The following is a 25,776-nucleotide window of genomic DNA, read 5'->3' as shown; positions in this document are numbered from 1 at the left end:
CCTGCTCACCACTTTTCCGGGTGGATCAGGACGACGAGCAGGTAGCCGAAGAGACTCAGTCCCGCAACGAGCAAGACCACCCACATGATCGCATCGGCGCTCATTGTTCTTGCTCCGGCCGGTCATCGGCGCCGCCAACCATCCCGGCCAGGAGGTGACCGGTCCACATCACAAACCCCATGGAAACCATGAGGATTCCGATTACCGCCAAGTCAGCCATTGCAGGTTCCTTTCAGATGCGCCCCGTTTGCGGGGCTGATCCCAGTCAAACCCCTCCACGGCGGCTCAAACGCGTTCCTGATATTTCCCTAATGCCCGGAGGCCGAATCTTGACGCGGTCTTAACGGGCGTGAGACGGCGGCGGCGTTCGGGGTCATTTGACCAGCGGCCCTCCGCGTCGGACGGAAGAAACGACGTCGAGGATCGCTTGGGTCGTGGTTGCGGCGCCATCTTCCTCTGCAATGAGCGATTCGTGGGAGGCCCCCTCGATGGTGCGGTGCGCAGCGTTCGTCGACAACCCGGCCAGTTCGTTTTGTGATGCCAGGTGCTTGCTGTCACTGCCGATGCCGGCTGTCAGGACGATCAGGGGCTTGTCGGCGAAGTCGCGCAGTGACGCAGCTTCCTCCATCGAGGTGTTCGCCTGGACGTATTCGTCGATAGTGCTGCGCAGGTTGCCCGGGGTCGCGATGTTGGCGCGGACCTCGTCCCGGAATCGCGGCGGCAGGCTGCCGGCCTCGAACGGAGCGTACAGTCGGCCCAGACCGAGCCTAGCCGAGGTAGAGATCAGCGCCGAGACCCGGTCAAGGATGTCGTAGCCGCCCCTAACGGCGGCCGATGGCGCCCCCGGATTCGCTGACGGTGCCGGTGCGGTGGAGTCCACCAACACCATGCCCGCTACCTCGTCGGGGTAGAGTGCGGCGAAGGTCAGTACATAGAGGCCACCGAAGGAATGACCCGCCAGCACATAAGGTCCCGGGACGTTCCCGCGGTGCAGCAAGGTATGGAGGTCAGTCGCTATCTGAGTGGCGTCCTGGGCGGTGTCAGCGGGTTCGCTCCAGCCTCGGCCGGCGCGGTCGTAGATGCAGACCCGGGTGTCACGGGCGATGGCCGGCGTAATCCACCCGTGGTTCGAGGACATTTCGCCTCCGCCCGGTTGGAGCACAACTGTGGGGCTGCCTGAGCCGGTGCAGTTAAGGTGCAGGCTGTGTCCGCCGACGTCGATCAGCTGCCCGGGCATCGGGTACGCCTTGGCATCCGCCGCTGTACTCACGGCCTGGTAGCCGCCGCCGATCGAGGTAAGAGCCAGCATCGCCATGACCGGGTAGAGCAGCCAGCCTTTGCTCCGGCTATCAAGCTGCCGACGGGCCCGGACGACCATCCAGATCACCAATGCAAGGAGGGCGGGAGGCCACACCCAGCTGAGCACCTGGACCACCGCGGAGCCGAACCACACCAGGAGAAGCCCGCCCGCGCCCATGAACAGTGCCGGAGCCGCGGCCCATCGCTGGGGCTGGTTAGTGAACCGCACCGAGAGGAGGGCCAACATCGCCCAGCCCAGCGTGAATCCGCACAGCACTGCACCAGTAACCTCGCTCTCCTGTGCCCGGATAAAGGGGGCGGCGACAAGGAGCAGAGCAGCGAGGAGCCCTGCGGCCATGGAGCCCGCCACCACCCGGCCGATGCGCCACCTCGCCCTCGGGTCTTGGCGGGACAGACGTCCCGGGCCGTTGTCCTGAGGGGCGGGGCCGGGAAGAGACGTATTGGGGGTACCGGCCACTGTGGGCTCGATTCATGTGGGTGGCGGTCAGCCTGCCATCAGGTCCGCGTGGTGCACCGCGGCGACGTTCGGGTGGGCCCGAAGCCGGTAGCGGAGGGCGTTATCGCCGTAGGTTTCCAGAATAGGGCTGTTCGTCGGGTCAACCGACAGGCCGCGCGCCTTGCTTCTAAACTCAGGGCTCAGCGCAAGCTGCGGCATCGTCGCATCCAGGGCCGGATTGTAGAAGAACGGAAGGGAGACCCTGTCGGTGCCGCGAGGCGGCGAGGCCACGCGGTGCAGGGTTGCCTTCAGGTAGCCGTTCGTGGCCAGCTCAAGCATCTCGCCGATATTGACCACAAAAGTTCCCGGCACCTGGGGTGCGTCAATCCACGTCCCCTGGTACTCGACCTGGAGGCCGCCCTTCCCGGGCTCCACCAGGAGGAGCGTCAGCACGCCGCCGTCGCGGTGGGAGCCCACACCCTGCTTCGGTTCCTCGTGGGATGACCCCGGATACCGCACAACTTTGAGCACGGGGAAGGCCCGTGCAGCGAAGGCCTCATCAAAGGTGTCTTCGGGTGCCCCGAGAGAGACCGCCAGGGCCCTCAGGAGACTCAATGAGATAGTGCTCAGCCGCTCCATCCACTCGGCGACAATCCCCCGCATTTCGGGCAGCGCATCCGGCCACAGGTTGGGCCCCTCGAGGCGCCAGTACTCCGGGACGCCCGGGCCTGGCGCCACCGCTGGCCGCTCTGCGCCGATGTCGACCTGCTCGCGCCAGTCGACTGCACCGTCCGTGATTTCCCCGCCGATACGGGTGTAGCCGCGGAACTGGGGGCTGTGGACATTCTCGATTGCGAGCTTCTGTTCTTCGGTAAGCTCGAAAAAGCGGCGGGACACGCCCAGCATTGCGTCCATGAGCTCCTGCGGGATGCCATGGCCGGCCAGGTACAGGAAACCGACCTCGTGCATGGCGTTGCGCAGTTCGTCACGAAACCGGGACGCCTCCTCCGCACCCGCGTTCAATCGGGAGAAGTCGAGAACGGGCAGTGTTTCGAGTGGCAACGTCTCCAGTCCTTTTCAGTGAACTTGGCAAGCCGGCGCATGTATCTGTTTCCATGGTACGGCCGGGCAACTACGTTGGGCATGAACGCGCGTCGGAATTCCCGTTGCGGACCGACGCTCGAACCGGTGCATAGTCCCTTCCCGCATCCTCCCGGACTAGGCGCTGCCGTGTAAGGTGCGCTGATGACCTCCAAGAAAGTCAGGTACTCATGACCTCCCCCACCGTCGATACAGGCAGCGTTCACAACAAAGTTGCCCTTATAGTTGGCGCCAGCGGCATCGCCGGCTCGGCCATAGTCGAACAACTGAATCAAAACGGTGGCTGGACAGTTCTCGCGTTGTCCAGGAACCCGATCCCCGGTTCCTCTACCAGGCACATCTCCGCGGATCTGCTCTCGGCCGAAAGTCTCGCCGTAGCACTCGGCACCGAGAAACCCACACACGTTTTCTTCACGGCGTGGGCAAAGCAGGACACCGAACAAAAGAACATCAGCGTCAACGCAGCAATGCTACGCAACCTGCTCGAAGCCCTCGACCATGCCCCCGTCGAACACGTGGCCCTGATGACCGGACTGAAGCACTACCTGGGCCCGTTCGAGTCCTACGGCGCCGGCCCAATTCCTGACACCCCCTTCCGCGAGGAAGAGCCCCGGCTGCCGGCGCCGAACTTCTACTACGCGCAGGAAGACGAGCTATGGGCGGCTGCAGAACGGCAGGGGTTCCGCTGGTCCGTGCACCGTTCCCACACCGTCATCGGCCATGCCGTGGGCAATGCGATGAACATGGGCCTGACGTTGGCCGCACAGGCAACCTTGTGCAAAGAGTTGGGTAAGCCCTTCGTCTTTCCCGGCTCCGAGACCCAATGGAACAGCCTCACCGACATGACTGACGGGGATCTCCTTGCGGAGCACATGATCTGGGCCGCCACTACCGAAAAAGCGGGCAACCAGGCCTATAACGTGGTCAACGGTGACGTCTTCAGATGGCGCTGGATGTGGCCAAAGTTGGCCGCCTACTTTGGCGTGAAAGCCGAAGGCTTCCAGGGCTCGCCGCGGCCGCTCGAGGCACAGATGCAGGGCATGGATGACGTATGGTCGAAAATTGCCGCCACTCACGGTCTCGTCGAGGCCGACTTGGCCCGGGTTGCGTCGTGGTGGCACACGGACGCCGACCTGGGACGCAACATTGAGGTTCTCGCGGACATGAGCAAGAGCCGGCTGGCCGGCTTTACCGGCTACCGGCGCACGGAAGACTCCTTCCGGCGGCTGTTCGACCGGTACCGCGCCGAGAAGATCATCCCCTGATCAGCTTCGTCGTGCGCGCGACACAGTCATCTTTGGCTGCGCGGACTCCCGTCCCGCTGCGGAGATCATCTTCGACGTCGGCCTCGGCGTCCTCTGGAGGTGGTGCGGCTAGAGGTGGTGAGGCCTAAGCCGGGGCGGCCTGCATAAGGATCTCTCTTCCTTGGAGACTTTCGCGTGCAATAGTCTGGGCACGCCAGCCTGCGGCCGAAGGTGAAGAAGCCGGGAAAGCAGGAGACAAATGCTTGGAAGGGACCAGCCATGCTGATCTGCGCAACCTGCGCCGTCGAACGCGATGAACCTGCCCCGGGGCTCTGCCCTATCTGCACAGATGAGCGGCAGTATGTGCCCGAGGACGGACAAAAATGGCTCACACTGGACGGGCTGGCGCAGGAGGGCCAGCAGACCGTGGTGAAGGAGAACGAGCCGGGACTCATCGGGATCAGGACGGAGCCAAAAGTCGGGATCGGCCAGACGGCTCAGCTTGTGGTGACACACGAGGGTTCGCTGCTGTGGGATCCGGTGGGATATGTCGACGACAGAGCAGTGAACGCAGCGCTCGAGCGAGGACCGGTCCTGGCGATCGCGGCTAGCCATCCACACATGTTTGGTGTGCAGGTCGAATGGTCGCGTCGGCTCGGTGGCGTCCCCGTACTTGTGGCGGACTCAGACCGGCGATGGCTGGGGCGCGATGATCCGATCATCGAATACTGGTCCGGCAGTGAAACAATCGCCGAAGGGTTGACGCTGCACCAGACCGGGGGGCACTTCCCGGGCAGCGCGGTGGTGCACTGGGCTGCAGGAGCGGGCGGCAGAGGAGTTCTGCTGACCGGTGACAGCGTGTACCCGAATCCAGACCGTCGCTCCGTCTCCTTCATGCGCAGCTACCCGAATCATTTGCCGCTGTCCGGCGCGGTAGCGCTGCGAATCGCCGTGCAGCTCGGCGAGCTCACGTTCGACCGGATCTACGGCAACTTCAACAACGTCATCGCGTCCGGAGCCAAGGCCATCCTGCACGATTCCGCCCAAAGGCACGCTGCTTGGGCGCGAGGAGATTTCGACCATTTAACCTGAACAGCGCGTATGGCACCTGCCCGATGGACTATCTGCCGGACAGATACTTAGTATCAAGAACTGCCTCTTCCCCGAATATATGAAGTGCCCCACAGTAGTTACAGGACCTGCACCAAACCGACCGCAGCCAGTAACCAGAAGGACTTCAACGTGGAAACTCCGCTCTCCCATCTTGCCCACCTCGAGATCACCTCCCCGGACGTCGAAGCCTCGGCACGGTTCTACGAGGAAAAGTTCGGCATGCGCATCATCGACCGGGTGGACGGCAAGGTATACCTGCGCTGCTGGGGCGACTACTACCGCTACAGCCTGGTCATCACCGAAGGACCGGAAGCCTCGCTGGGCCGGATGGCGTGGCGCACCAATTCCCAGGCCGCACTGGAAGCCGCGGCCCAGCGCGTGGAAGCAACCGGCGTCCAGGGCACCTGGACCGCAGGCGGCCACGGCTACGGCAAGGCCTACGAGTTCACCGGCCCTTACGGCCACCACATGCGCCTTTTCTTCGACGTCGAGAAGTTCGTCGCCGAAGCCGGTTTCGAGTCCACCTACCCGGACCGCCCGGAACGCCGCAGCAGCCACGCCGCCGCGCCCCGCTTCCTTGACCACGTCACCGTAGCCACGTCCGATGTCCGCGGCTTCGCCAAGTGGTACAACGAAGCCCTGGGCTTCCGCGTGATGGCGTTCGTTGACCTGGACGAGGCGCCCATCACCGTGTTCTCCGTGCTGACAACCAATGAAAAGTCCCACGACCTCGGCGTTGTCCTGGACACCTCCAGCCGCGCCGGCCGCGTCAACCACATCGCCTTCTGGGTGGACACCACCGAGGACCTGCTCCGCACCGCTGACGTCATGATGGAAAACGGCACCCCCATGGAATACGGCCCCTCCATCCACGGCGTGGGCGAGCAGAACTTCCTCTACTTCCGCGAACCGTCCGGCCTTCGCGTGGAGCTGAACTCCGGCGGCTACCGCAACTATGTTCCGGACTGGGAGGCCAACACCTGGAAGCCCTCGGAAGGTTCCAACAACTTCTACAAGAACGGTGCCATGCCGCACTCCATGACGGAATCGTTTCCGCCGGCCGAGGGCTTCACCGCCACGGAAGAAGGCGCTTCCCCGGAGATGAAGGAAGCCCTCCTGAACCCGTACGCCAAGCAGGGACGGGGCTAACGGACAATGACCGAAGCACAGTACGCCCTCATCCGGTTCCAGGAATCCGGCGACAGCAAGGCCCGCGTGGGCCTGCTGGTGGAAAGCCGGGTCCTGCCGCTGGACGGCGACATTAACTCCCTGATCGAGCACTGGGACACCACCGAGAGCCAGCTTGACATCCTGGCCGCGTCAGCGGGCGAGGACACCGGGTTGGCACTGGCCGACGTCGAAATCCTTGCTCCGGTGGAGCCGGCACAGGTCCTGCAGACCGGTGCGAACTATCGCAAGCATGTGATCGACCTCGCCGCAGCGCACCGCGAACCGGGCGAGGACGAGGAGGAAGTACGCGCCAAGACCGCGGCCATGATGGACAAGCGCGCGGGCCAGGGCACGCCGTACTTCTTCATCGGGCTCCCGACGGCGATCGCCTCCGCTACGGACGACCTCACCCTGCCCTCCTACAGCAAGTCCCACGACTGGGAGCTGGAACTTGCCGCGGTGATTGGCAAGACGGCGTTCCGGGTCACCCCGGAGGAGGCACTCGAGTACGTGTTCGGCTACACCATGGTCAATGACATCACTACCCGCGAGTACGTTTTCCGCAAGGACATGCCGGCGATCGGCTCGGACTGGTACCGCGCCAAGAACGCCCCGGGCTTCCTGCCCGCCGGCCCGTTGCTGGTTCCGGCCAAGTTCTTCGGTGACCCGCAGAACGTGCAGGTGACGCTGAAACTTAACGGCAAGGCCATGCAGGACGAATCAACCCAGGACATGATCTTCGGCGTGGCCAAACTGGTCAGCGAAGCCTGCCAGATCATGCCCTTGCGACCGGGCGACCTGGTTCTCACCGGAAGCCCGGCCGGCAACGGCCAGCACTGGGGCCGCCTGCTGCAGGACGGCGACGTGATGGAAGGAACCATCACCGGCCTGGGCACGCAACTGATCCGTTGCAGGGACGAAGTCCAGTGACCGCCCAGGACACCGCTCTTGTGAGCAACGCCGACACCGGGGAATCAAACGATTCCCCGGTGATCCGGCGCGACGACCCGCTCGGCAGCATCCGCGCCATGGCCGCAGCCCACAACAACTGGGGCCGCTGGGGTGTCGATGACGTCCTCGGGACCCTGAACTTCATTGACGCGGCCAAGCGCATCGAAGCCGCCTCCCTGGTACGCACGGGTGAGGCGTTCTCGCTGTCCCAGCCGTTCGACACCAACGGGCCGCAGAAGGGCTGGCGCCGCCGCACCAACCCCGTCCACACCATGACCGACACAGGCGTGGACGCCGAACGCGGCAACCAGGGCTTCCCGCACGGCTTCGGCGGCGCCGATGACGTCATCGCCATGCCGCTGCAGTGCTCCACGCAGTGGGACGGCCTGGGCCACATCTTCGACCAGGGCAAGGCCTGGAACGGCAGGGCAGCCGGAGACGTGGTCACCTCCGAAGGCGACCTGATCACAGGCATCGAAACCGCCGCGGCCAAGATTGTCACCCGCGGCGTCCTGCTGGACGTCGGCCGCGCGCTCGGACCGGAACTGGGAAGGAGCGACGGCGAGCTGCCGGACGGCTTTGCCATCACCCCGGAACACCTTGAGCGGACCATCGACGTGCAGGGCCCCAGCTCAAAGGTGGGCCGGGGCGACATCGTGGTGATCCGCACCGGACAGCACACCCGGGTCCGCCGGGACGGCTGGGGTGACTACGCCGGCGGCTCCGCCCCGGGACTGTCCTTCAGCACAGCACCCTGGCTGCACGGCAGCGAGATCGCCGGGATCGCCACCGACACCTGGGGTTTCGAGGTCCGTCCCAACGAGTTCGACGGCGCCTTCCAGCCCCTCCACCAAATAGCCATCCCCAACCTCGGACTGTTCCTGGGCGAAATGTGGGACCCGGACGGCCTCGCGGAAGCGTGCGCGGCCGACGGCAGGTACGACTTCCTGCTCACCGCCGCCCCGCTCCCGATCACCGGGGCGGTCGGATCACCGGTCAACCCGATCGCCGTCCGGTAATAACAGTCCGGTAGCTTTCATTACAACAATCCACCAGCAGTAACGCCGTCAATACAAAGGAGTCAGCGATGGCAGCAGTACAGAACGTCGGAATCGTGGGGGCGGGAGCCGCGGGACTGACCGCAGCCGTCCTCCTGGCCGACGCCGGAATCGACGTCGAAGTCCTGGAAAAGGAGGAATCCCCGCAGACCCTAGGATCAGGAATCACCCTGCAGGGGAACGCCCTGCGGATCCTGCGCCAGCTCGGGGTATGGGAGCAGGTTGAGTCAAAGGGCTACGCATTCGGCACGCTCGGCCTGCGCGCACCGGACCCCGCCGGCACCGTGATCGCGGTCCTGGAGGACATGCGGACCGGCGGCGACGACCTCCCCGCCACCCTGGGCATGTACCGCCCCGACCTCACCGCCATCCTCCGTGAACGCGCCGGGCAGGCAGGCGCCCGCATCAGCTATGGCAGGACGGTCACCGGTATAACGGACGACGGCGGGTCCGTCACCGTCAGCACCGCCGACGGCGCCACCGCGAATTATGACCTCCTGATCGGCGCCGACGGCCTGCACTCATCGGTCCGCAAGGCCATCGGCATCGACGTCGAACCCCAGTCCACCGGGATGGGCATCTGGCGTGCCTTTGTGGAGCGTCCCGCCGATGTGGTCCGCACCGACCTCACCTACGGCGGGCCCTGCTTCATCGCCGGCTACTGCCCCACCGGTCCGGACACCATCTACGCCTACCTGGTGGAGAACGCCCAGGAGCGCAGGCACGAGGACGGACCGCGCATCATGGCCGAACTCGCCGCTGCCTATGGCGGGCCCTGGAACGAGATCCGCGCCAACCTGGACCACAGTGCCCGTATCAACTACACGTGGTTCACCACGCACCTGGTGGACGGGCCCTGGAACCGCGGCAACACCGTGATCATCGGGGACGCCGCGCACAGCTGCCCGCCGACCATCGCGCAGGGCGCTGCCATGGCACTCGAGGACGCGGCGGTGCTCGCCGAACTGCTGATCAGGGCCGATGACGTCACCGAGACGCTCTGGAAGGAGTTCACCGACCGCCGGCTGGACCGCGCCAAGGCAGTGGTTAACGCCTCCGTCCAGCTGGGCCAGTGGATGCTCGACGGCGTCCGCGACGCCGACGTGCCGGGCCTCATGCACTCGATCTCCAGCATGGTTAAGGAACCCGCATGAGCACGCTCCCTTTTGAAGGAGGGGCCAGCCCCGCTGTTGACGTCCACGCCCACATCCTGCTTCCGGCCCTGCAGCAACTGGTTTCCGACGCCGACCCCGAAGGTTTTGGTGCCCAGCAGGCCTTGGAGGTGCGCCGCAACGGCCCGGAGTCGATGGCCGCTTCAGGCCGGATGATCAAGGAGCGCTGGCCTCAGCTGACGGATCTGGACCGCCGGCTGGCGGACATGGACGCCCAGGGTGTGGATGTGCAGCTGGTCTCGCCGTCGCCGTCGCACTTCTACTACTTCGCCGGCGAGGAACTGTCGCTGCAGCTGGCCATGGCCGCCAACCAGGCTGTGCGGGAGTTCGTTGACCGCGCCCCGGAACGGCTCAACGGCCTGGGCCTGGTGCCCCTGCAGCACCCCGCGCTGATGGTGGAAGCGCTGGAGCACGCGGTGCTGGAGTGCGGCCTGCTCGGCGTGGAAATCGGCTCGTTCGCCGCCACTCCGGGCGACCCGGAACGCAGCACCGTTGAACTCTCCGATCCGAGGCTTGAGCCGTTATGGACCCGGGCTGAAGAGCTGGGCGCGCTGGTGTTCCTGCACCCGTTCGGCTGCTCCCTGGATGAACGGCTGGACCGCTTTTACCTGGCCAACACCGTGTCGCAGCCGGCCGAAAACGCGGTGGCCCTGTCGCACCTGATCTTCAGCGGGGTCCTGGACCGGCACCCGGGCCTGAAAGTGCTGGCTGCCCACGGCGGCGGATACCTTCCCACCAGCCTGGGCCGCTCCGACCACGCCTGGAAAGTCCGGCCGGAAGCACATGGCTGCGCACAGCCGCCGTCGTCATACCTGAAGAAGCTCTACTTCGATTCGCTGGTCCATGACCCGGCGCAACTACGGGCGCTGGTGGCTGCCGCCGGCCCGGAGCAGGTACTGCTCGGTTCCGATTACCCCTTCGACATGGGCTCCGACAGCCCCGCGGACGAAGTGCGCGCGGCCAGCCTGCCCGCGGACGACGCAGCCAAAGTGCTGGCCGGTAACGCCGCAGCCCTCGGCATCACGCCCGCTTCAATCCTCACCGCCCGACCGACAGCTTAAGGGACAACGTCATGGTCAAGATTGCACGCTGGAATGACGACGGCGGGACGCAGTCCGGCTTCGTGGACGGCCACAACTGCTATGCCCTGCCCGCAGGCAGGACCGTCAATAGCCTGCTGGAAGCCGGACTGGCCGAAGCCCTGGCCCTCGCCGGCAAAACCATCGGTTCGGCGGCGCCCGTGCCCCTGGCGGACGTGCAGCTGATTGCCCCGCTGGCGCCTGCCACCATCCGTGATTTTGTGGCCTTCGAGGAGCACGTCGAGGGGGTGCGGAAAAGCATCGACGGGGTGGCCGGCGTTGTGCCCGAGTGGTACGAGGCCCCCACGTTTTACTTCACCAATCCGCACACCGTGACGGGCACCGGGGAGGTGGTCGGAATTCCGGCGGGCTGCGACGACCTGGACTTCGAGACCGAAGTAGCCGCCGTCGTCGGACGCGTTCCCGGAAGCGACGGCGGGAACCTGACAGCGGAGAAGGCGCACCAGCACATCTTCGGCTACACGGTGCTCAACGACTGGTCCGCGCGGGACCTGCAGCGCCGCGAGATGAAAGTCAGCCTTGGCCCGTGCAAAGGCAAGGACTTCGCCAACACGCTGGGACCGTGGATTGTCACGGCGGACGAGTTCGAGGACCTGCACGACGCCGAGGGGTTCCTGCCGATCTCCATGGCCGTGGAAGTCAACGGGGAAGCCATCGGGCAGGACCTGCTGTCCAACATGGGCTGGCCGTTCGCCGAGCTTGTTGCTTACGCGTCGCAGGACTCCCTGGTGAAGCCCGGCGACGTCCTGGGCTCCGGCACCTGCGGCCGTGGCTGCCTCGCGGAACTCCGGGGACGGAACGGCTCGAAGACTCCCCCGCCGCTGAAGACCGGAGACGTGGTCCGGATGACGGTGGAAGGCATCGGCACCATCGAGAACACTGTTGGCCCCCGGCGCGAGGCTGCGACCCGGGTGCCGGCCCGGACCCGCCCGCGAAACCGGGTTGCCTCTGCGGCTGCTTCAGGGGCCTGAGAGTGGTTTCCTTCCAGCTCGCGGGCAGGACGGTGGTGGTGACGGGGGCCGGCCAGGGTCAGGGGACCGCGGAGGCGCGGCTCCTGGTTGAGGCCGGCGCACGCGTCATCGCGACGGACCTCGCGGCGGACGTGCCGGCTGAGTTGGCCGCCTTGTCGTCGTCTTCCGGTGGTGCGTTGGTGTACCGGCAGCTTGACGTTGCCGATGCCGCCGGCTGGTCCGGCCTCGCTCAATGGATACAGTCCCGGGGATGGCGGGTGGACGGCCTGGTGAACAACGCGGGAATCACCCAGCGGAGCCGGCTTCTGGATGCCTCGGTGGACGACCTGCAACGGGTGTACGAAGTGAACGTTGCCGGCGCTTTGCTGGGAATCCAGGCCCTCACACCCTTGATGGCGTCCGGCTCCGCGATCGTCAACGTTGGATCCGTAGCCGGACTGACGGCGCACTATCCGGTCGCCTACACCGCCAGCAAATGGGCCCTGCGCGGGCTCTCCCAGGTGGCGGCCATGGAACTTGGCCCGCAGGGTATACGGGTGAACACCGTCCACCCGGGCTTCATTGATACGCCCATGACGGCGAGCGCCAAGCCGGTGTTCAGGCGGGCCACCCTGGCCGAAATCCCGCTGGGCCGCACCGGAGGCGTGGAAGAGGTGGCCGGCGTCGTGCTGTTCCTGCTCAGTCCGTTGTCCTCCTTCGTGACCGGCGCGGAAATTCCGGTGGATGGCGGCCAGTCAGGCCACGGCGGTGCCAAGTCCGTCTCCGACGCCCTGCGCTGAGACCTGCTGGCCGCCTGAGGCTCAGCCCGTCCCCACTTTCAGCCCGGCAGCACCGCCGACGTCGACCATGAGGTTGGCGCCCGTGGCGGCGGGTTGGACCTACCTGGTATCCGTCACAGTGATAGTCACCGGATGGGCCGTGACGGGAAACAGTTCATGCAGCCGCGAACAGGCCCGCTGCACCACGGAGCGCAGCCAGACGCTGGCGGGGTCCTCCGTCTGGGAGGGGTGCCAGTACATGGCCTCCACAAGGGACGCCTCGGTGCCTTCGGAGAACTCCAGCACCACAATGTCCCCGCCGCGCTGGGCCCGTGCCGCCAACATCCGCGGGACCAGAGCCACCAGATCCGTTCCTTCGACCAGCAGCGGCAACGACAGGAACCCGGCCACCACGGCTGCCACGCGGCGCTGAACACCGCGGGATTCAAACAGCTTGTCCGCCGGGGTACTGATTCCCTCACCGAAATAGCCGACGGCGTGAGGCACCGTGGCCAGGTCGTCCAGCGTGAGGCGGGGCTGCTGGAGCAGGGAATTTCCGGAATCAGCCACTGCCACGAAACTGTCCCGGAACACCTGCTTGCTTGTACCCTGCATGTGGTAACCGGTTGGCCCCACCAGGAGGTCAATCTTCGAATAGTCGGCCATTTGGCCCTGGATGCCGGACTTGGCCGTCGGGACGAAGTCCACGGACACGCCTGGGGCTTCCTCCCGAAGAATCCCACGCAACGGACCAACAATCAGCGCCGCCGCGTAGTCCGATGCCGCAATAACAAATTCCCGCTCGCTCGTGGCGGCATCGAAGCCGGACCTCACGCGCGTGGCCCGCTGGATGTGAAGCATGGCTTCATCAACCAGCGGGACCAGGGACTGCGCAAAGGGCGTGAGGTCATAGGTACGGCCGTTCCGGACCAGGAGTTCGTCGTCGAAGTGCCGCCGGAGTCTGGCCATCGCCGCGCTGGTGGCTGGCTGGCTGAGCTGCAGCCTCTCGGCCGCACGGGATACGTTGCGTAGCTCCAACAGGACCTGAAGTTGGGGCAGCAGGTTCAGGTCCAGGTTCTTCATACCCACAGGTTATCCGGACAGTCCATCCACAGCGCTAATGGTCGCCGGTACCGACCAGGCGGCCAAGGGTGTTCGCGCTACCCCCCTTGCGGCGCCCGGCCGCGTTTGTAGACTGAACGGGATTCACCTATTCGGTTAGCAGGGGATGGGAATGAAATGGCCACTTTTCGGGAACTCCATCACACTGCGGCGCCACTCCTGCTGCCCAACGCGTGGGATGTCGGATCCGCCTTGGCTTTCGCGGCAGCGGGGTTCCCGGCCGTCGGCACCACCAGCTTTGGCATTGCGGCAAGTGCCGGCCTGCCGGACGGAGGTCGGTCCAGCAAGACAGTCACCACGGCACTCATGGAGCAGCTGTGCCGCCTGCCTGTCCACGTCACGGCGGACATCGAGGACGGCTACTCCGATGACCCTGCCGAGGTTGCGGAACTTGTGGCCCAACTCGCTGCCCTTGGCGTGGCCGGGGTCAACCTGGAGGACAGCACGGCCGGGCACCTGGTCGATCCAGCAGCCTTTGCCGACAAAGTTGCCGCCGTCAAGGGGCGCACCCCGGCCATGTTCATCAACGCACGGGTGGACAACATATGGTTCGGCGAACAGGCCACAGTGGATGCCGTCCTGCTCCGTGCCTCTGCCTACGCCGACGCCGGGGCGGACGGAATCTTTGTCCCCGGACTTGTGGTTCCGGAGGACATCCGGACTATTACCGCCGGCATCGGGGTGCCGGTCAACGTGCTGGCACATCCCTCGCTGACTGTTGCCGAGCTGGGTGAGCTGGGCGTCCGGCGGGTGAGTTCCGGTTCCCTGCCGTACCGCGCAGCAGTTGACGCGGCCGTGAACGTCGTCGGCGCCCTGCGTGACGGCAAGCAGGCGCCGGCCGCCACTCCGTACTGGGAGATGCAATCGCGTCTTGTGTCATTTAGCCAGCGCCTCGGGGGTTGACCGGCTGCGGCCCTTGAGATCACGCGTCCTGCACCCCTTCTTTTCGCGTGTATCGGGATGTATCGTTGAGTATCGTTCGCGTCCCATTAGGAGAGCAGCATGCGTAATTCATACCCTGCGGGCGGATTTGGCGGCCCCAACATCGACGGCATGTGGCAGGCCGTTGAAGAGCTGCGTTCAAGGTTTGAGAAGCGCTCCGGCACCCGCGCGGGGCGGGGCGAGGTGCGCTCGGCGGTGCTGGCCCTGCTCGCGGAGCGGCCGATGCACGGCTACCAGATCATCCGTGAAATCGAGGAGCGCAGCAGTGGCAGCTGGAAGCCCAGTGCGGGCTCCGTATACCCCACGCTGCAGTTGCTGGCCGATGAGGGGTTGATCCGTGCCGAGGAGTCCAACGGCCGCAAGATCTACTCGCTCACCGAGGCAGGCCGGGAGGAAGTGGCGGGTGCGCATGCGTCAGCACCGTGGGAGTCAGGGGGCCAGGCTACCGGCACCGGATTCGCGGCACTGCCCAAGGCTGGCCTCGAGCTGGCGCAGGCCGCGTCCCAGGTGGGTCGCACCGGCTCGCCGGAGCAGGTGCAACAGGCCGTGGCGGTGCTCGACGAGGCCCGCCGCCGGCTGTATTCGATCCTCGCCCAGGACTGACGGGGGTGGCATCGGTTCGTCGGGACCGGGCAGATCCGGTACCCGGCGCCGGGAACACCCGAGCCCGTTACCGTCGCATCCTGCGCTTCGCCGCGTGGCATCTGGCGGTGACCTGGTGGTTTGAGCTGTTCCTCCCCCGCGTCGGGCTAGGCAAATTTGCCGAGCGCACCCGGACGAGGAGGATGCGGCGCTTCGCGCAGCGCTTCCGCGTGCTGGCCGTCGATTTGGGCGGCCTGATGATCAAGGTGGGTCAGTTCCTGTCGTCCAGACTCGACGTACTTCCGCCCGAGATCACCAAGGAACTTGAGGGACTCCAGGACGAGGTGCCCCCCGTCCCGTTTCCCGCAATCCGCGCACTTGCCGAGGCGGAGCTGGGCGCGCCGCTGGAGAAGGTTTTCGCCTCAGTAGAAGAGATGCCAATCGCCGCTGCATCCCTAGGGCAGGCGCACCGTGCGCACCTCCTTCCTGCCAATGCCGCCGACGCAGGGCTCCACAGCGTGGTCTTGAAGGTGCAGCGCCCCGGCATCGACGCGATTGTCGACGTCGACCTGGCGGCGCTGCGCAGAGTGGGCGGCTGGCTGAGCCATGTGCGCCTGGTGTCCGATCGTGCGGACATGCCCGCCCTGGTGGAGGAGTTTGCGGAAATTAGTCTTGAGGAGATCGACTACCTGCATGAAGCAGCCAATGCAGAACGCTTCGCGACTGATTTCGCCGACGACGACCGGGTTGGTGTGCCCGATGTCGCATGGGAGTGGAGCACCCGACGCGTGCTTGTCCTCGAAAATGTCGCGGCGATCAAGATCACGGACTCGGAGGAACTTCTTGCGGCGGGTATCGATCCGGCGCAGGTTGCCCCGGTTTTCGCCTCGGTCATGTTCGACCAGTTGTTCAGCAGCGGCTTTTTCCATGCCGATCCGCACCCCGGTAACATCTTCGTCACGCCGGCTTCCAATGCATCCGCAGGACGCCCCTGGAAGCTGACGTTCATCGACTTCGGCATGATGGGCGAGGTTCCTCCCAGTACCCGCAGCGGCCTGCGGAAGCTTCTGATCGCGGCCGCCTCGCGTGACGGTAAGGGCTTGGTGGCCGCGATCCGCGATGTGGGTGTGCTGGTGCCGTCGGCGGACACGGCCGAGCTTGAGCGGGCGATGACGCATCTCTTCGCCCGGTTCGGCGGGATGGGCTTCGCCGAACTTCGCGAAGTGGACCCGCGGGAGTTCCTCGATTTTGCGGTGGAGTTCGGCGACCTGGTCCGCTCGCTGCCGTTCCAGTTGCCGGAGAACTTCCTGCTCATCATTCGGGCGATGTCACTCACCTCGGGGGTGTGCAGCTCGCTGGATGCCAGGTTCAATCTGTGGGACGCGGTGGAACCCTACGCGGCGCAATTGCTGCGCGACGAGCGTGGAAACTTCGTGCAGGACGTGGCCAAGCAGGCTCTCGACGCCGCCGGCGTCGCACTGGGGCTGCCGAAACGCCTGGACGGGCTTCTCACCCGAATCGAGGACGGCTCACTATCCGTGGCCAATCCGCGTCTCGAACGGCGGATGGCACGGCTGGACCGGGCGGCACAGCGAACGGCATCGGCGCTGGTTTTCGGCGCCCTGCTCATCGCGGGTTCTGTGGTCAGGGCGGACGACACGCTGCTCGGCAACCTGCTGATGATCGTGTCGCTGGTGCCGCTGCTGCACGGGCTGTGGGCGGGACGCCGCGGCCTCTAAGTGAAGCGGTGAGACATATCGGCTGGAATGGTCCGGCTGCATCGCTGCGACAGTAGGTCCCGCACAGCTGCATCTATTGCCGCCAGCGAGAGTACACGCTCCGCGACCACCTGAGTGGCTCCGGCAACTGTGGCTTTGTGATGCAGAAGCGGGTGGTTGATTTGCAGTTGGGACGTCACCGGCGGCAGGGCCCGCTGGTACACAACTTCTCGGATCCCGGCAAGGACATCCGCCGACTCCCCCCAAGCTACCGCCGACAACGATGACTGAGGGGTTCAGCAAAAGATCTTCACCCGTTCTGGCATCCACGCCGTGCTGGCGGACTTTCCGGACCAGTGCCGGCACTGAAGAAATCATGTCCAAGCAGCCATAGTTCCCGCAGGGGCACGCAAGGTCGCCACCGTTGGACGTGCGAACGTGCCCGGGTCACTGCTCCCGGAATTCTTAGACAATGAAGTCAGAAAGGCTGGACATGACACAGCACCGCAACTATTCGGCTCTGAAGGTCGGCGCCCTCGCCGTCCCAACGATCGCAGCCCTCGCCCTCACCGGCTGTTCGGCCCCCGCCAGCGGCAGCTCCCCCACAGGAGGGGCTCAGGAATTTTCCCTGTCGTTTGCCACCTCCAACACCATTGAGAGCCGCTTCCAGGTACGGCGAGGCCCGGGAGGGCGAACTGTCCCGGGCCACGCGCACGGTCTTCAGATCTGATGCTTCAGGAGTCTCAGGCGCGGCCCTTGAGGATCAGGTTCCAGTACATAAACGGCAGGCCGTACCGCTTGAGGAGCCACATGTCGGTGCGCTCCTTGGTGGTGTCGATGAACGGGATGCTGGGGGCGGGCTGGAGGCTATAGTCAAACTCAGCCAGCAGCATTTTTCCTCGCGCCGTGGTCAGCGGACATGAAGCGTATCCGCTGTACTGTGCCGATGGCGGTGATCCGTTCATGGCGGCCAGCAGGTTCTTCACCAGGACCGGAGCCTGCTTGCGGATCGCCGCGCCGGTCTTCGAATTCGGTGTCGATCCGGCGTCGCCCAGGGCAAAGATTTCCGGATAGCGCTTGTGCTGCATGGTGTGCTTGTCAACGTCCACGTAGCCTGCAGGGTTGGCCGGATCTGCCAGCGGGGTGCGCTTGAGCCAGTCCGGGGCCGACTGCGGCGGCACGACGTGGAGCAGATCGTAGTGCAGTGATTCCTGGGTACCTGCAGCATTGTCGGTAATCACTGCGGTGCCGGCGGCTGAGTCCACCGAGGTCATCTCGCTGTTGAAGCGGACTTCGATGCCGTATTTCTCCACCACCCGCTCAAGCTCATCGGCGAACACCTTGACCCCGAACATGCCCGGCGTCGGCAGAACCATGACCACCCGGATGTCGTCCAATACCCCCTGCTTGCGCCAGTAGTCGGCTGCCAGGTAGGCGATTTTCTGAGGGGCGCCGGCACACTTGATTGGCCCCGAGGGCTGGGTGAACACAGCCGTCCCGGACTTCAGGGTGCGGATCATGTCCCAGGTCTTGGGCGCCAGGTCGTATCGGTAATTGCTGGATGCCGTTGGTGAGTCCATGGCTTGGGCCATGCCGGGGATCTTGTCCCAGTCCAGCTGGATGCCGGGGCTGACCACCAGATGGTCGTACGTGACGGACCCGCCGGAAGAGAGTGCGACACTGCGGCGCTCAGGGTCAATGTCCGTCGCGGCGTCCTTGATCCAGGCAACACCCTGGGGCATGACGGATGCCTGCGGACGGACCGTTTCCTCCTGGCTGGCGGCGCCTCCGCCAACCAGGGTCCACAGCGGCTGGTAATAATGCTGCTCGCTCGGCTCGATCAGACCGATATCGTTCCGCCCTGCATTACGGAGCCGGGCGGCAACGCTCAGCCCCGCGTTGCCGCCGCCGACGATCAGGATCTCGTGGTGCATAGTCATTGGTAATGCGCCTCTCTGGAAATCGAGCGTCGCTTCAGCACCGACGCCCGACATATCGGGTTGTGACCGGGCCGCGAAACCTGCGTAGCCGGTAGTGGGCGCGTCTTCGCCTCCACTACATTGCCCACGCCGCTTCCGCGTGGTCCGGACCTGTGGTACCCACCATGGTATACCCCGGGGGGTATCTTGGCGAGCCCGCCGCCACTTCCTTCACCACATCGGATGCCACGAGCCCCGCGGGTCCGGATGCCCCGCCAGGCCCAACGGCCGACGCGTTCGCCCGGGAGCGCAAAAGGGTCCGCCCCCCGTGCGCCGACGCCCGGGAACATGCAGTCACCGGGGTCCCGCGCGGGCCGGGGGCTCAGGCGAGGGAGAGGAAGTCTTTTTCCAGATCCCCGGTGTCCATACTCGAGTCACCGCGGACAAGGCACTGCTCGAGGCCGCTCCCGATAATGGCGAATCCCGCCCGGTCCAATGCCTTCGAGACAGCTGCGAGCCGGGTGACGATATCTTTGCAGTCCTTCCCCTCCTCCAGCATGCGCGTAACGCCGGCCAGCTGTCCCCGGGGCGCCCTTGAGTCGCCGCAGGCCGCTTGCAAGATACCCCCGGGGGTATTATTGTTCTGGTTAGAGGAACGGAGGATCCGCTCCCGGAAACTCCCCCACCGCCCAACGAAAGAGAGCCCCATGCTTATCGAGCGTATTTACGACGAAGACCTCGCCCAGGCCAGCTACTTCATCGGCTGCCAGGCCAAGGGTGAGGCCGTCGTCGTTGACCCCCGCCGCGATATCGACGTCTACCGCAACCTCGCAGCGGCCAACGGGATGAAAATCGTGGCCGTCACCGAAACCCACATTCACGCAGACTTCCTCTCCGGCACCCGTGAACTGGCCGCCGCAACCGGCGCCACCGCGTACGTTTCCGGCGAAGGCGGCGCCGACTGGCAGTACGCGTTCGAGGCCGAACGGCTCAACGACAACGACTCCATCACCCTTGGCAACATCACCGTCAAGGCTCTGCACACCCCCGGGCACACCCCGGAGCACCTGTCCTTCCTGATCACGGACGGCGCGTTCGCCGACGCCCCCGGCTACCTGCTCTCCGGTGACTTCGTGTTCTCCGGGGACCTGGGCCGCCCCGACCTCCTGGACGAAGCCGCCGGTGGTGTGGACACCCGCTTCCTGGGCGCCAAGCAGCTCTTCGCGAGCCTGCGCGACAAGTTCCTGACTCTGCCGGACCACGTCCAGGTCCACCCCGGCCACGGCGCCGGCAGCGCCTGCGGCAAGGCCCTCGGCGCCATCCCCTCCAGCACGGTCGGCTACGAGCGGCTCTACTCGTGGTGGGGACCCTACCTGGCCGCCAACGACGAGGAAGGCTTCGTCGCCGAGCTCCTCGACGGCCAGCCCGACGCGCACGCCTACTTCGGCCGGATGAAACGCGAAAACCGCGAAGGCCCGGCCGTCATGGGAGAACGCGCACCCCTGCCGGAACTCAACCTCGCCTCGGTCGCAAATGATCTCGCGGCGGACAAGGTCACGTTCGTCGATACCCGGCCCAACGACCAGGTCCACCAAGGCACCGTCACCGGTTCCCTCAACGTTCCGGCCGGCAAATCCGTGGCCAGCTTCGGCGCCTGGGTTGTGAACCCGGAGACCGACGAGAATCCGCTCGTACTGCTGGCTCCGGACCAGGCATCGGCACAGGACATGTGGGACCACCTGGTCCGCGTCGGCATCGACAAGGTTGCCGGCTACGTCACGGGCTTCGGGGGCCTGCCTGTCAGCACTCCGAAGCTGATCCAGCCGGAAGAGCTCGAAAGTTTCGAAGCCGCCATGGTCCTGGACGTCCGGAACCGGACCGAACACGCGGCCGGCCACATTCCCGGCTCCCACCAGCTCAGCGGCGGCCGCGTGATGTGGAACCTCGACCAGCTTCCCACCGAGGGCACCATCGTCAGCTACTGCCAGAGCGGCGTGCGGAACTCCGTCGCGGCCAGCGCGCTGCGCCGCGCCGGCTACGACGTCGTCGAGCTCGACGGCAGCTACGCCGCCTGGGCAGCCTGGCAGCAGGCACGGGAGTCCGTTGCCAGCAATTAACAACGGGCAGCACCTGAGGTGATTGATTGACAGCTTTGGCGGCGGTCCGGGACACCCGGACTGCCGCCAATGCTTTGTGCCCGCCACATGGAGCCCGGGCGGTCAGCCAACACCTTCCCATCGCAGCACCCTCCGGACCCACGGTGCAGCCCGGGCCGGCGTCGTTGCCTCCGTTGCTCACCCGGTGTGGAGCTTTAGCTTCCGGAAGGCCGGCACCTTCAGGAGGTCCGCGATAAGGCCACCCGCGAGGGTCGCGGCGAGGATCAGGAGTAGGAGTGAAGCGGGGACCGGCGCCATCAGCACCCCCCACAGTGCCAGCGCCGACGCGGCCGCGGCATCAAGGACGGAGGCAGCTACCAACAACCGGGACGGCCCGTCCTTCCATGCCGGCCGCGCCGTGCGGACAACGTAGGTGGTGATCTGGCTGCTGAAGACCAGCGTCAGGAAGATAACCGTACGCAGCTGGTCGATGCCCCCCTCCGGGCCACATCTGCACAGAAGCCCAGAGTAAGGCCAGGGAAGCACCGAGCATCGGTGTGGCAACCACGAGGGCCCCCGCAATGGTCCTGCCCACATTCCATGTGTTCGGCTTCTGCGAATAGGCGGCTTTGTCCGTGGTGATCATCATGCTCACCACGTCATTTGCCAGGAGAAGCAACGCCATGAGGAGAGGTGTAAAGACGAGCTGTCCGAACGAAAGCACCCCGACGGTGAGCAACAGCGGCACTTCAAGTTTCTTCACGCTGACGTTGAGGGCATAGGTCAGGGAACGCTGGTGGATTCTTCTGCTTTCCTCGATGAGGCCGACGATGTCGGCCAGGCCGCCGCGGACGAGGACGACGCCGGCCGCGGACTTGGCAACATCGGTGGCCCCTTCCATGGCGATCCCGGCTTCGGCCTGACGCAGCGCCGGGGCATCGTTGACGCCGTCGCCTGTCATGCCCACCACGTGGCCCGAGCCCTGGAGGATCTGCACGATCCGGTGTTTGTCCTGGGGAAGGACCTCCGCGACAACGGCGGGTGGCCCGTCGTCGCCGGCCAGGGTCGCGAGCCCGTCGGCCCTGATCACGCTTCCCTCCAGACCTACTTGGGCAGCTACTGCCGCGGCGGTCGCGGCGCTGTCGCCGGTGACCATGATGACCCGGATTCCGAGTTCCGCCAGTCGCGTCAGCAGTCCCGCAGCTTCGGGCCGGACCCGGTCAGCGAGGGCAACGAGTCCGAGCTGGCGCCAAATGCCCTCCCCGTCGTCGACGGCGACGGCGAGCACCCGCGCGCCGCCGGAGGCGAGTGAACTCAGCTCCGGCGGAGGCTGTTCGCCGGCCATGGCCGCGATGACGTGCGGGGCGCCCTTGGCCACACCAATGGTCCTGCCGTCCCTGACTACGGTGGCTTGGGAGCGCTTAGTCGAGGGGTCGAAGGGCGTAAAACTCAACCGGTCCCCTGCTGCCGTACCGTCCGCGGCGAGGATGGCCAGGTCGATAGGATCCTGGGTGGAGGCGTCGGAGGCCAGGGAAGCCCATCGCAGAAGCTCTTCCCGGCCGGTTGCCCCGATCGTGGCAACGGCATTCACCGCGAGCCGGTTCTCGGTCAGGGTTCCCGTCTTGTCGATACAGAGCACGCTCATGGACGCAGCGTCCTGAAGGGCTGTCAACCGGGTGGTCAGGATCCCCATCGTGGCGAGGTGTTTCGCGCCCAGGGCGCCGGCCAAGGCGAAGGCGGCCGGCATAGCCACCGGCACCGAGGCCAGAAGCAGTATCACCGCATAGGAGATGACGTCCGTAATGGGTGCACCGGCTGCGGCCAGATGAGTGGTCCCCACCACCGCGAGCACCACATCCACACCAATGAACACCCTCACGATGCGCAGCACAATGTGTTCGAGATGCGCTGTCGGCGCTGAGCTGCCCACTAGTTCTGCCGTTTTGCCGAAGTAGGTGGCGGCACCGGTTGCGGTCACGGTGCCGCTGGCTTCGCCCCGGCTAACGGTGGCGCCGGAGTAAACAGGCGACGCCGGCCCCCGGGATACGGGCATCGACTCTCCGGTGAGGGCGGACTGATCCACCATGACCGTGCCGGCGTGCAGGGCGACGTCGGCGGGGACGAAGTCGCCGACCCGGATGTGGATGACGTCGCCGGGAACCACCCGGGAGGCCGGCAACAGCGTCCACGTCCCGTCGCGCAGCACCCTGGCGTTGATTTCCAACCGGGTGCGCAACAGATCGACGGCGGCTTCGGCCCGCCGTTCCTGGATAATGCCCAGTGCCGTATTCAGGCTCAGTACGGCCAAAATGATGAGCGCGTCGAGCCATTTGGCGAGGGCGAACTCAAGGATGATTGTTGCTTCCAGCATCCACGGCACGGGCGCCCAGAGTTTCCGCAGGAGACGCACCGGGAGCCGGGTCCGCTTCAGGGGAACCGAATTGGGGCCGATAGTCTCCAGCAGCCGGGTTGCCTGCGCGGAGGAGAGCCCTCGAGGCTCCTGCACGTGGCCTCAGCCTTGGACTGATTCCGCGCCGCTGCGGACAACCACCACCGGGCACTGGGCATGGTGCACCGCGTGGCTGGACACCGAGCCCAGGAGCATTCCGACGAAGCCGCCGTGACCCCGCGATCCGACAACCAGAAGATCGGCCCCGGCCGCAGCCTTCAGCAGCGCTTCCGCGGGATGCCCCTCCGTCACCTCGCCGGTGACCGTGACCCCGGCTTCGGATGCCCGCCGTAGCGCTTCAGCGTGCACATTCCGGGCGTTGTCTCCAAACGCTTCATGGTCCTCAGCCCTCCCGGCGGCGTCGCCAATGACGGGGTAGTGCCAAGCTGTAACAATGTGAACCTGCCCTGACCGGAGCCGCGCCTCGTCAAGGGCCCACTCAAGAGCCGCCAGCGAAGAGTCCGACCCGTCGACCCCGACAACAATCCGAAATACCATGCCTGCCGCCATCGTGCCTCCCGCTATGGAAACCGCGCCTTCGCGGCACTACGTCGTCCCGCAGGGCCAACAATCCTCCCGATGAGCAGGGGAATCAAGAGAATTTTCCTGCAGCCCGCGGCCCTGCGGCGAGGCGAGACCATCCTGCCATTCAATTGCCTCCGGGCGCGAGGTGGAGTAGAGGTGCGGACAGAAGCCGTGCCGCCCCATGGCGGCCGCTACACCCTTGTCGTCGGCGGTGGCTACTCTTTCGAAGGCTGCGGCCGCTCCGGCACGCCGGTCTGCCGCTCGGTCTTGAAGGGGAAGTATATTCTCATCAAAATACCCCATGGGGTATACTGATGTGATCATCCATTCATGCAAGGGAGCCACCAGATGTGCCGTGCAGTGACGTGCAAGAAGTGCCAGAAGACGACGTGGGCGGGCTGCGGCCAGCACGTTGACCAGGTGATGCGGGGGGTTCCGGCCTCCCGGCGTTGCCTCGGGCACGAGCAGGAGAAGTCGACGGGAAACGGCTTCTTCGCGAAGCTGTTCGGTCGGTAGGTCGACTCGCCCGGCACCCGGGCAGAGGCGTCGAGGAATAGGGAAGCGCCGGAGGCTGTATCCTCCGGCGCTTCCCTATTCCCTTTCCCTCACAGTCGCTCTCAGGGGAGGAGTGCCTGCACCGCCACGTAGGCTGCAATGATCAGGACCAGGATCCCAAAGCCGCGCTTCAGGAGCTTGTCCGGGATCCTGGTGCCGATCCGCCCCGCCACGAGCGAGGCGACCATTGCGGCCCCGGCGAAGGCTGCCGTGACGGCCCAGTCGATCTGCAGATCACCCAGGTGGGCGGCGAAGCCGGCGGCCGAGTTGATCACGATGATCACCAGCGAGGTCCCGACGGTCAACGCCATCGGAAGACCAAGAACCAGGGTGAGGGCCGGGACGATCAGGAAGCCGCCGCCCACGCCCAGCAGACCTGTCAGGAACCCGACAACGGCGCCGGTGACGATCGCCTTGGGCAGGCAGCTGCGCCAATTGACCCCGCCGCCGGGCAGCGCGCACGCGCCGCCGACGGACTTGGACGGCACCAGCATCCGGATGCCGGCGAAGACCATGATCGCGGCAAAAGCCAGCAACAGAATCTTCGGGTCCAGAAGCCGGTTGACCATCGCGCCAAGGTACGCCGTCACGGTTCCTGCCGCACCGATGATCAGCGCCAGGCGCCAGTTGACGCCGGCCCGCAGCCGGGGCAGCACCGCGACGGCGGAGGAAGCGCCGACGACGACCAGCGACGTCGGGATCGCCGCCGCAAGCGGCAGCCCCACGCCATAGACCAGGGCGGGCACGGCCAGGATGGATCCGCCGCCTCCGACCAGGCCCAGCAGGCCACCGACGATCAGCCCGAACGCCGCCGCGGAGATGATCATGCCCGGGCGTCCAGGTTCTTCAGGGCCTGGTGCGCGGTGGGCTCGTTCGAGGAGCGGTTCCACGGCATCTTGGAGAGCATCTGCCCCATGGCACAGCTGTTAGTGGCCGCGGAGAACGTCAAGCCAGCACCGATGCCGCCGGCAATCAGGCCGAGTTTGGGCGAGATGAACTTGCTGCCGAGCACGCCGGCAAGGACAAGGGAGCCGGCTGTCATCCGGACCTGGCGTTCCAGGGCCCACGCGCCACGGCTGCGGACAACGTTCCCGCCGGCCGCTGCGTAGGCGGGGACTCCCCCGGCCAAGACGCTGGCACTGGCCAGGCCGACGGAGTCCAGGTGTTTGCGGGCCTGCTCGGCCCGGTTGCCGGACTGGCAGACCAGGACCACGCGGGTGCCCATTTTCGCCGCGAACTCTTCAGTGTGTTCGCTGAGCATGGCCAGCGGCACATGGTACGAGCCATTGATGTGCATAGCATCGAACTCAGCGCCGCTGCGCACGTCGATGATCATCAGATCATCGTGGTTGTCTTCCCAGGCCTTCAGGGTCGAGGCATCGATGGATTTGGGAGTGGCTTCAAGGGCATTGGTCGTGTTCAAGGAAGTCATGATCTCTTTCGGTATATCTTGGAGCATTTCTTGTGGCGGCCC

25 protein-coding genes are annotated in these 25,776 nt (G+C 65.7%); 14 read left to right on the top strand and 11 right to left on the bottom strand.

Features of this window, described 5'->3' with window-relative positions:
• Positions 1-5: 5 nt before the first annotated feature.
• From TV39_RS21710 to TV39_RS09975, 3 genes are all read right to left on the bottom strand, one after another.
• Entirely contained in the window at positions 6-104 is a 99-nt protein-coding gene (locus TV39_RS21710; RefSeq protein ID WP_082049660.1) for a potassium-transporting ATPase subunit F, read from the bottom strand.
• A 269-nt stretch (positions 105-373) separates the two neighbouring features.
• Positions 374-1,657 (bottom strand): alpha/beta fold hydrolase, encoded by a 1,284-nt coding sequence (locus TV39_RS21405; RefSeq protein ID WP_082049668.1) that lies wholly within the window; start codon positions 1,655-1,657, stop codon positions 374-376.
• 147 nt (positions 1,658-1,804) lie between these two features.
• The gene (locus TV39_RS09975) at positions 1,805-2,818 is read right to left on the bottom strand and encodes an isopenicillin N synthase family dioxygenase (protein WP_043481163.1); all 1,014 of its coding nucleotides are present in this window, start codon (positions 2,816-2,818) and stop codon (positions 1,805-1,807) included.
• 209 nt (positions 2,819-3,027) lie between these two features.
• Here TV39_RS09975 and TV39_RS09970 point away from each other — a divergent pair, with 209 nt between their 5' ends.
• From TV39_RS09970 to TV39_RS09930, 9 genes are all read left to right on the top strand, one after another.
• The gene (locus TV39_RS09970; protein ID WP_043481162.1) at positions 3,028-4,122 is read left to right on the top strand and encodes an SDR family oxidoreductase; all 1,095 of its coding nucleotides are present in this window, start codon (positions 3,028-3,030) and stop codon (positions 4,120-4,122) included.
• A gap of 258 nt (positions 4,123-4,380) precedes the next feature.
• A complete protein-coding gene (locus TV39_RS09965) occupies positions 4,381-5,193 on the top strand; it encodes an MBL fold metallo-hydrolase (protein WP_043481159.1) in 813 nt (270 codons plus the stop codon).
• 150 nt (positions 5,194-5,343) lie between these two features.
• A complete protein-coding gene (locus TV39_RS09960) occupies positions 5,344-6,363 on the top strand; it encodes a VOC family protein (protein WP_043481157.1) in 1,020 nt (339 codons plus the stop codon).
• 6 nt (positions 6,364-6,369) lie between these two features.
• On the top strand, positions 6,370-7,314 hold the full coding sequence (locus TV39_RS09955) for a fumarylacetoacetate hydrolase family protein (RefSeq protein WP_043481154.1): 945 nt from the start codon (positions 6,370-6,372) through the stop codon (positions 7,312-7,314).
• Positions 7,311-8,354 (top strand): cyclase family protein, encoded by a 1,044-nt coding sequence (locus TV39_RS09950; RefSeq protein ID WP_043481153.1) that lies wholly within the window; start codon positions 7,311-7,313, stop codon positions 8,352-8,354. The genes TV39_RS09955 and TV39_RS09950 overlap by 4 nt, the downstream gene beginning before the upstream one ends.
• A 68-nt stretch (positions 8,355-8,422) precedes the next feature.
• A complete protein-coding gene (locus TV39_RS09945) occupies positions 8,423-9,547 on the top strand; it encodes an FAD-dependent monooxygenase (protein ID WP_043481151.1) in 1,125 nt (374 codons plus the stop codon).
• The gene (locus TV39_RS09940; protein WP_043481148.1) at positions 9,544-10,626 is read left to right on the top strand and encodes an amidohydrolase family protein; all 1,083 of its coding nucleotides are present in this window, start codon (positions 9,544-9,546) and stop codon (positions 10,624-10,626) included. The genes TV39_RS09945 and TV39_RS09940 overlap by 4 nt, the downstream gene beginning before the upstream one ends.
• Before the next feature lie 11 nt (positions 10,627-10,637).
• The gene (locus TV39_RS09935; protein ID WP_043481146.1) at positions 10,638-11,636 is read left to right on the top strand and encodes a fumarylacetoacetate hydrolase family protein; all 999 of its coding nucleotides are present in this window, start codon (positions 10,638-10,640) and stop codon (positions 11,634-11,636) included.
• 2 nt (positions 11,637-11,638) lie between these two features.
• Positions 11,639-12,415, top strand: coding sequence for an SDR family NAD(P)-dependent oxidoreductase (locus tag TV39_RS09930; protein WP_043481143.1), 777 nt, complete (start codon positions 11,639-11,641; stop codon positions 12,413-12,415).
• A gap of 99 nt (positions 12,416-12,514) precedes the next feature.
• On the opposite strand, the gene TV39_RS09925 is transcribed toward TV39_RS09930, so the two are convergent.
• Positions 12,515-13,477: a LysR family transcriptional regulator gene (locus tag TV39_RS09925; protein WP_082049658.1), complete on the bottom strand. Its 963-nt coding sequence runs from the start codon at positions 13,475-13,477 to the stop codon at positions 12,515-12,517.
• A 156-nt stretch (positions 13,478-13,633) separates the two neighbouring features.
• Between TV39_RS09925 and TV39_RS09920 the strand changes: the two genes are divergently transcribed.
• The 4 genes from TV39_RS09920 to TV39_RS09905 all read left to right on the top strand — a co-directional run bounded on the left by TV39_RS09920 (position 13,634) and on the right by TV39_RS09905 (position 17,488).
• Entirely contained in the window at positions 13,634-14,419 is a 786-nt protein-coding gene (locus TV39_RS09920; RefSeq protein WP_043481137.1) for an isocitrate lyase/PEP mutase family protein, read from the top strand.
• Positions 14,420-14,518: 99 nt separating this feature from the next.
• A complete protein-coding gene (locus TV39_RS09915) occupies positions 14,519-15,061 on the top strand; it encodes a PadR family transcriptional regulator (protein ID WP_043481134.1) in 543 nt (180 codons plus the stop codon).
• A gap of 5 nt (positions 15,062-15,066) precedes the next feature.
• Positions 15,067-16,779 carry an ABC1 kinase family protein gene (locus TV39_RS09910; protein ID WP_043481132.1) on the top strand — a complete coding sequence of 571 codons (1,713 nt, stop codon included), beginning with the start codon at positions 15,067-15,069 and terminating at the stop codon, positions 16,777-16,779.
• A 451-nt stretch (positions 16,780-17,230) separates the two neighbouring features.
• A complete protein-coding gene (locus tag TV39_RS09905; RefSeq protein ID WP_043481130.1) occupies positions 17,231-17,488 on the top strand; it encodes a hypothetical protein in 258 nt (85 codons plus the stop codon).
• 13 nt (positions 17,489-17,501) lie between these two features.
• On the opposite strand, the gene TV39_RS09900 is transcribed toward TV39_RS09905, so the two are convergent.
• The gene (locus TV39_RS09900) at positions 17,502-18,698 is read right to left on the bottom strand and encodes an NAD(P)/FAD-dependent oxidoreductase (RefSeq protein WP_043481127.1); all 1,197 of its coding nucleotides are present in this window, start codon (positions 18,696-18,698) and stop codon (positions 17,502-17,504) included.
• Positions 18,699-19,059: 361 nt separating this feature from the next.
• A complete protein-coding gene (locus TV39_RS09895; RefSeq protein WP_043481436.1) occupies positions 19,060-19,299 on the bottom strand; it encodes a metal-sensitive transcriptional regulator in 240 nt (79 codons plus the stop codon).
• An 85-nt stretch (positions 19,300-19,384) separates the two neighbouring features.
• Here TV39_RS09895 and TV39_RS09890 point away from each other — a divergent pair, with 85 nt between their 5' ends.
• On the top strand, positions 19,385-20,794 hold the full coding sequence (locus TV39_RS09890) for an MBL fold metallo-hydrolase (RefSeq protein ID WP_043481125.1): 1,410 nt from the start codon (positions 19,385-19,387) through the stop codon (positions 20,792-20,794).
• Positions 20,795-20,971: 177 nt separating this feature from the next.
• Here the strand turns inward: TV39_RS09890 and TV39_RS21400 are convergent, their stop codons facing one another.
• The 5 genes from TV39_RS21400 to TV39_RS09865 form a co-directional block, all read right to left on the bottom strand.
• Complete coding sequence (locus tag TV39_RS21400; protein WP_144406383.1) at positions 20,972-21,157, bottom strand: hypothetical protein; 186 nt, start codon at positions 21,155-21,157, stop codon at positions 20,972-20,974.
• The gene (locus TV39_RS09885; RefSeq protein ID WP_052500554.1) at positions 21,132-23,279 is read right to left on the bottom strand and encodes an HAD-IC family P-type ATPase; all 2,148 of its coding nucleotides are present in this window, start codon (positions 23,277-23,279) and stop codon (positions 21,132-21,134) included. The genes TV39_RS21400 and TV39_RS09885 overlap by 26 nt, the downstream gene beginning before the upstream one ends.
• Positions 23,280-23,285: 6 nt before the next feature.
• Positions 23,286-23,720, bottom strand: coding sequence for a universal stress protein (locus TV39_RS09880; protein WP_235347338.1), 435 nt, complete (start codon positions 23,718-23,720; stop codon positions 23,286-23,288).
• A gap of 644 nt (positions 23,721-24,364) precedes the next feature.
• Positions 24,365-25,129, bottom strand: a complete 765-nt coding sequence (locus TV39_RS09870) for a sulfite exporter TauE/SafE family protein (protein WP_043481119.1) — start codon at positions 25,127-25,129, stop codon at positions 24,365-24,367.
• Positions 25,126-25,734 (bottom strand): rhodanese-like domain-containing protein, encoded by a 609-nt coding sequence (locus tag TV39_RS09865; RefSeq protein ID WP_043481118.1) that lies wholly within the window; start codon positions 25,732-25,734, stop codon positions 25,126-25,128. The genes TV39_RS09870 and TV39_RS09865 overlap by 4 nt, the downstream gene beginning before the upstream one ends.
• Between the last annotated feature and the right edge of the window lie 42 nt (positions 25,735-25,776).

It is taken from the genome of Arthrobacter sp. SPG23, from assembly GCF_000876655.1.
In the GTDB taxonomy this organism is placed as follows: domain Bacteria; phylum Actinomycetota; class Actinomycetes; order Actinomycetales; family Micrococcaceae; genus Arthrobacter.
Note: the sequence above shows the minus strand (reverse complement) of the source record. Positions and strands in the feature narration are given on the sequence as shown.

Bases quoted from the DNA above. Each gene is read 5' to 3' on its own strand.
- TV39_RS21710 (WP_082049660.1), bottom strand. From the start codon at position 104: ATGAGCGCCGATGCGATCATGTGGGTGGTCTTGCTCGTTGCGGGACTG.
- TV39_RS21405 (WP_082049668.1), bottom strand. From the start codon at position 1,657: ATGGCCGCAGGGCTCCTCGCTGCTCTGCTCCTTGTCGCCGCCCCCTTT.
- TV39_RS09970 (WP_043481162.1), top strand. From the start codon at position 3,028: ATGACCTCCCCCACCGTCGATACAGGCAGCGTTCACAACAAAGTTGCC.
- TV39_RS09965 (WP_043481159.1), top strand. From the start codon at position 4,381: ATGCTGATCTGCGCAACCTGCGCCGTCGAACGCGATGAACCTGCCCCG.
- TV39_RS09955 (WP_043481154.1), top strand. From the start codon at position 6,370: ATGACCGAAGCACAGTACGCCCTCATCCGGTTCCAGGAATCCGGCGAC.
- TV39_RS09945 (WP_043481151.1), top strand. From the start codon at position 8,423: ATGGCAGCAGTACAGAACGTCGGAATCGTGGGGGCGGGAGCCGCGGGA.
- TV39_RS09940 (WP_043481148.1), top strand. From the start codon at position 9,544: ATGAGCACGCTCCCTTTTGAAGGAGGGGCCAGCCCCGCTGTTGACGTC.
- TV39_RS09935 (WP_043481146.1), top strand. From the start codon at position 10,638: ATGGTCAAGATTGCACGCTGGAATGACGACGGCGGGACGCAGTCCGGC.
- TV39_RS09925 (WP_082049658.1), bottom strand. From the start codon at position 13,477: ATGAAGAACCTGGACCTGAACCTGCTGCCCCAACTTCAGGTCCTGTTG.
- TV39_RS09920 (WP_043481137.1), top strand. From the start codon at position 13,634: ATGGCCACTTTTCGGGAACTCCATCACACTGCGGCGCCACTCCTGCTG.
- TV39_RS09915 (WP_043481134.1), top strand. From the start codon at position 14,519: ATGCGTAATTCATACCCTGCGGGCGGATTTGGCGGCCCCAACATCGAC.
- TV39_RS09905 (WP_043481130.1), top strand. From the start codon at position 17,231: ATGAAGTCAGAAAGGCTGGACATGACACAGCACCGCAACTATTCGGCT.
- TV39_RS09900 (WP_043481127.1), bottom strand. From the start codon at position 18,698: ATGACTATGCACCACGAGATCCTGATCGTCGGCGGCGGCAACGCGGGG.
- TV39_RS09890 (WP_043481125.1), top strand. From the start codon at position 19,385: ATGCTTATCGAGCGTATTTACGACGAAGACCTCGCCCAGGCCAGCTAC.
- TV39_RS09880 (WP_235347338.1), bottom strand. From the start codon at position 23,720: ATGGTATTTCGGATTGTTGTCGGGGTCGACGGGTCGGACTCTTCGCTG.
- TV39_RS09870 (WP_043481119.1), bottom strand. From the start codon at position 25,129: ATGATCATCTCCGCGGCGGCGTTCGGGCTGATCGTCGGTGGCCTGCTG.
- TV39_RS09865 (WP_043481118.1), bottom strand. From the start codon at position 25,734: ATGACTTCCTTGAACACGACCAATGCCCTTGAAGCCACTCCCAAATCC.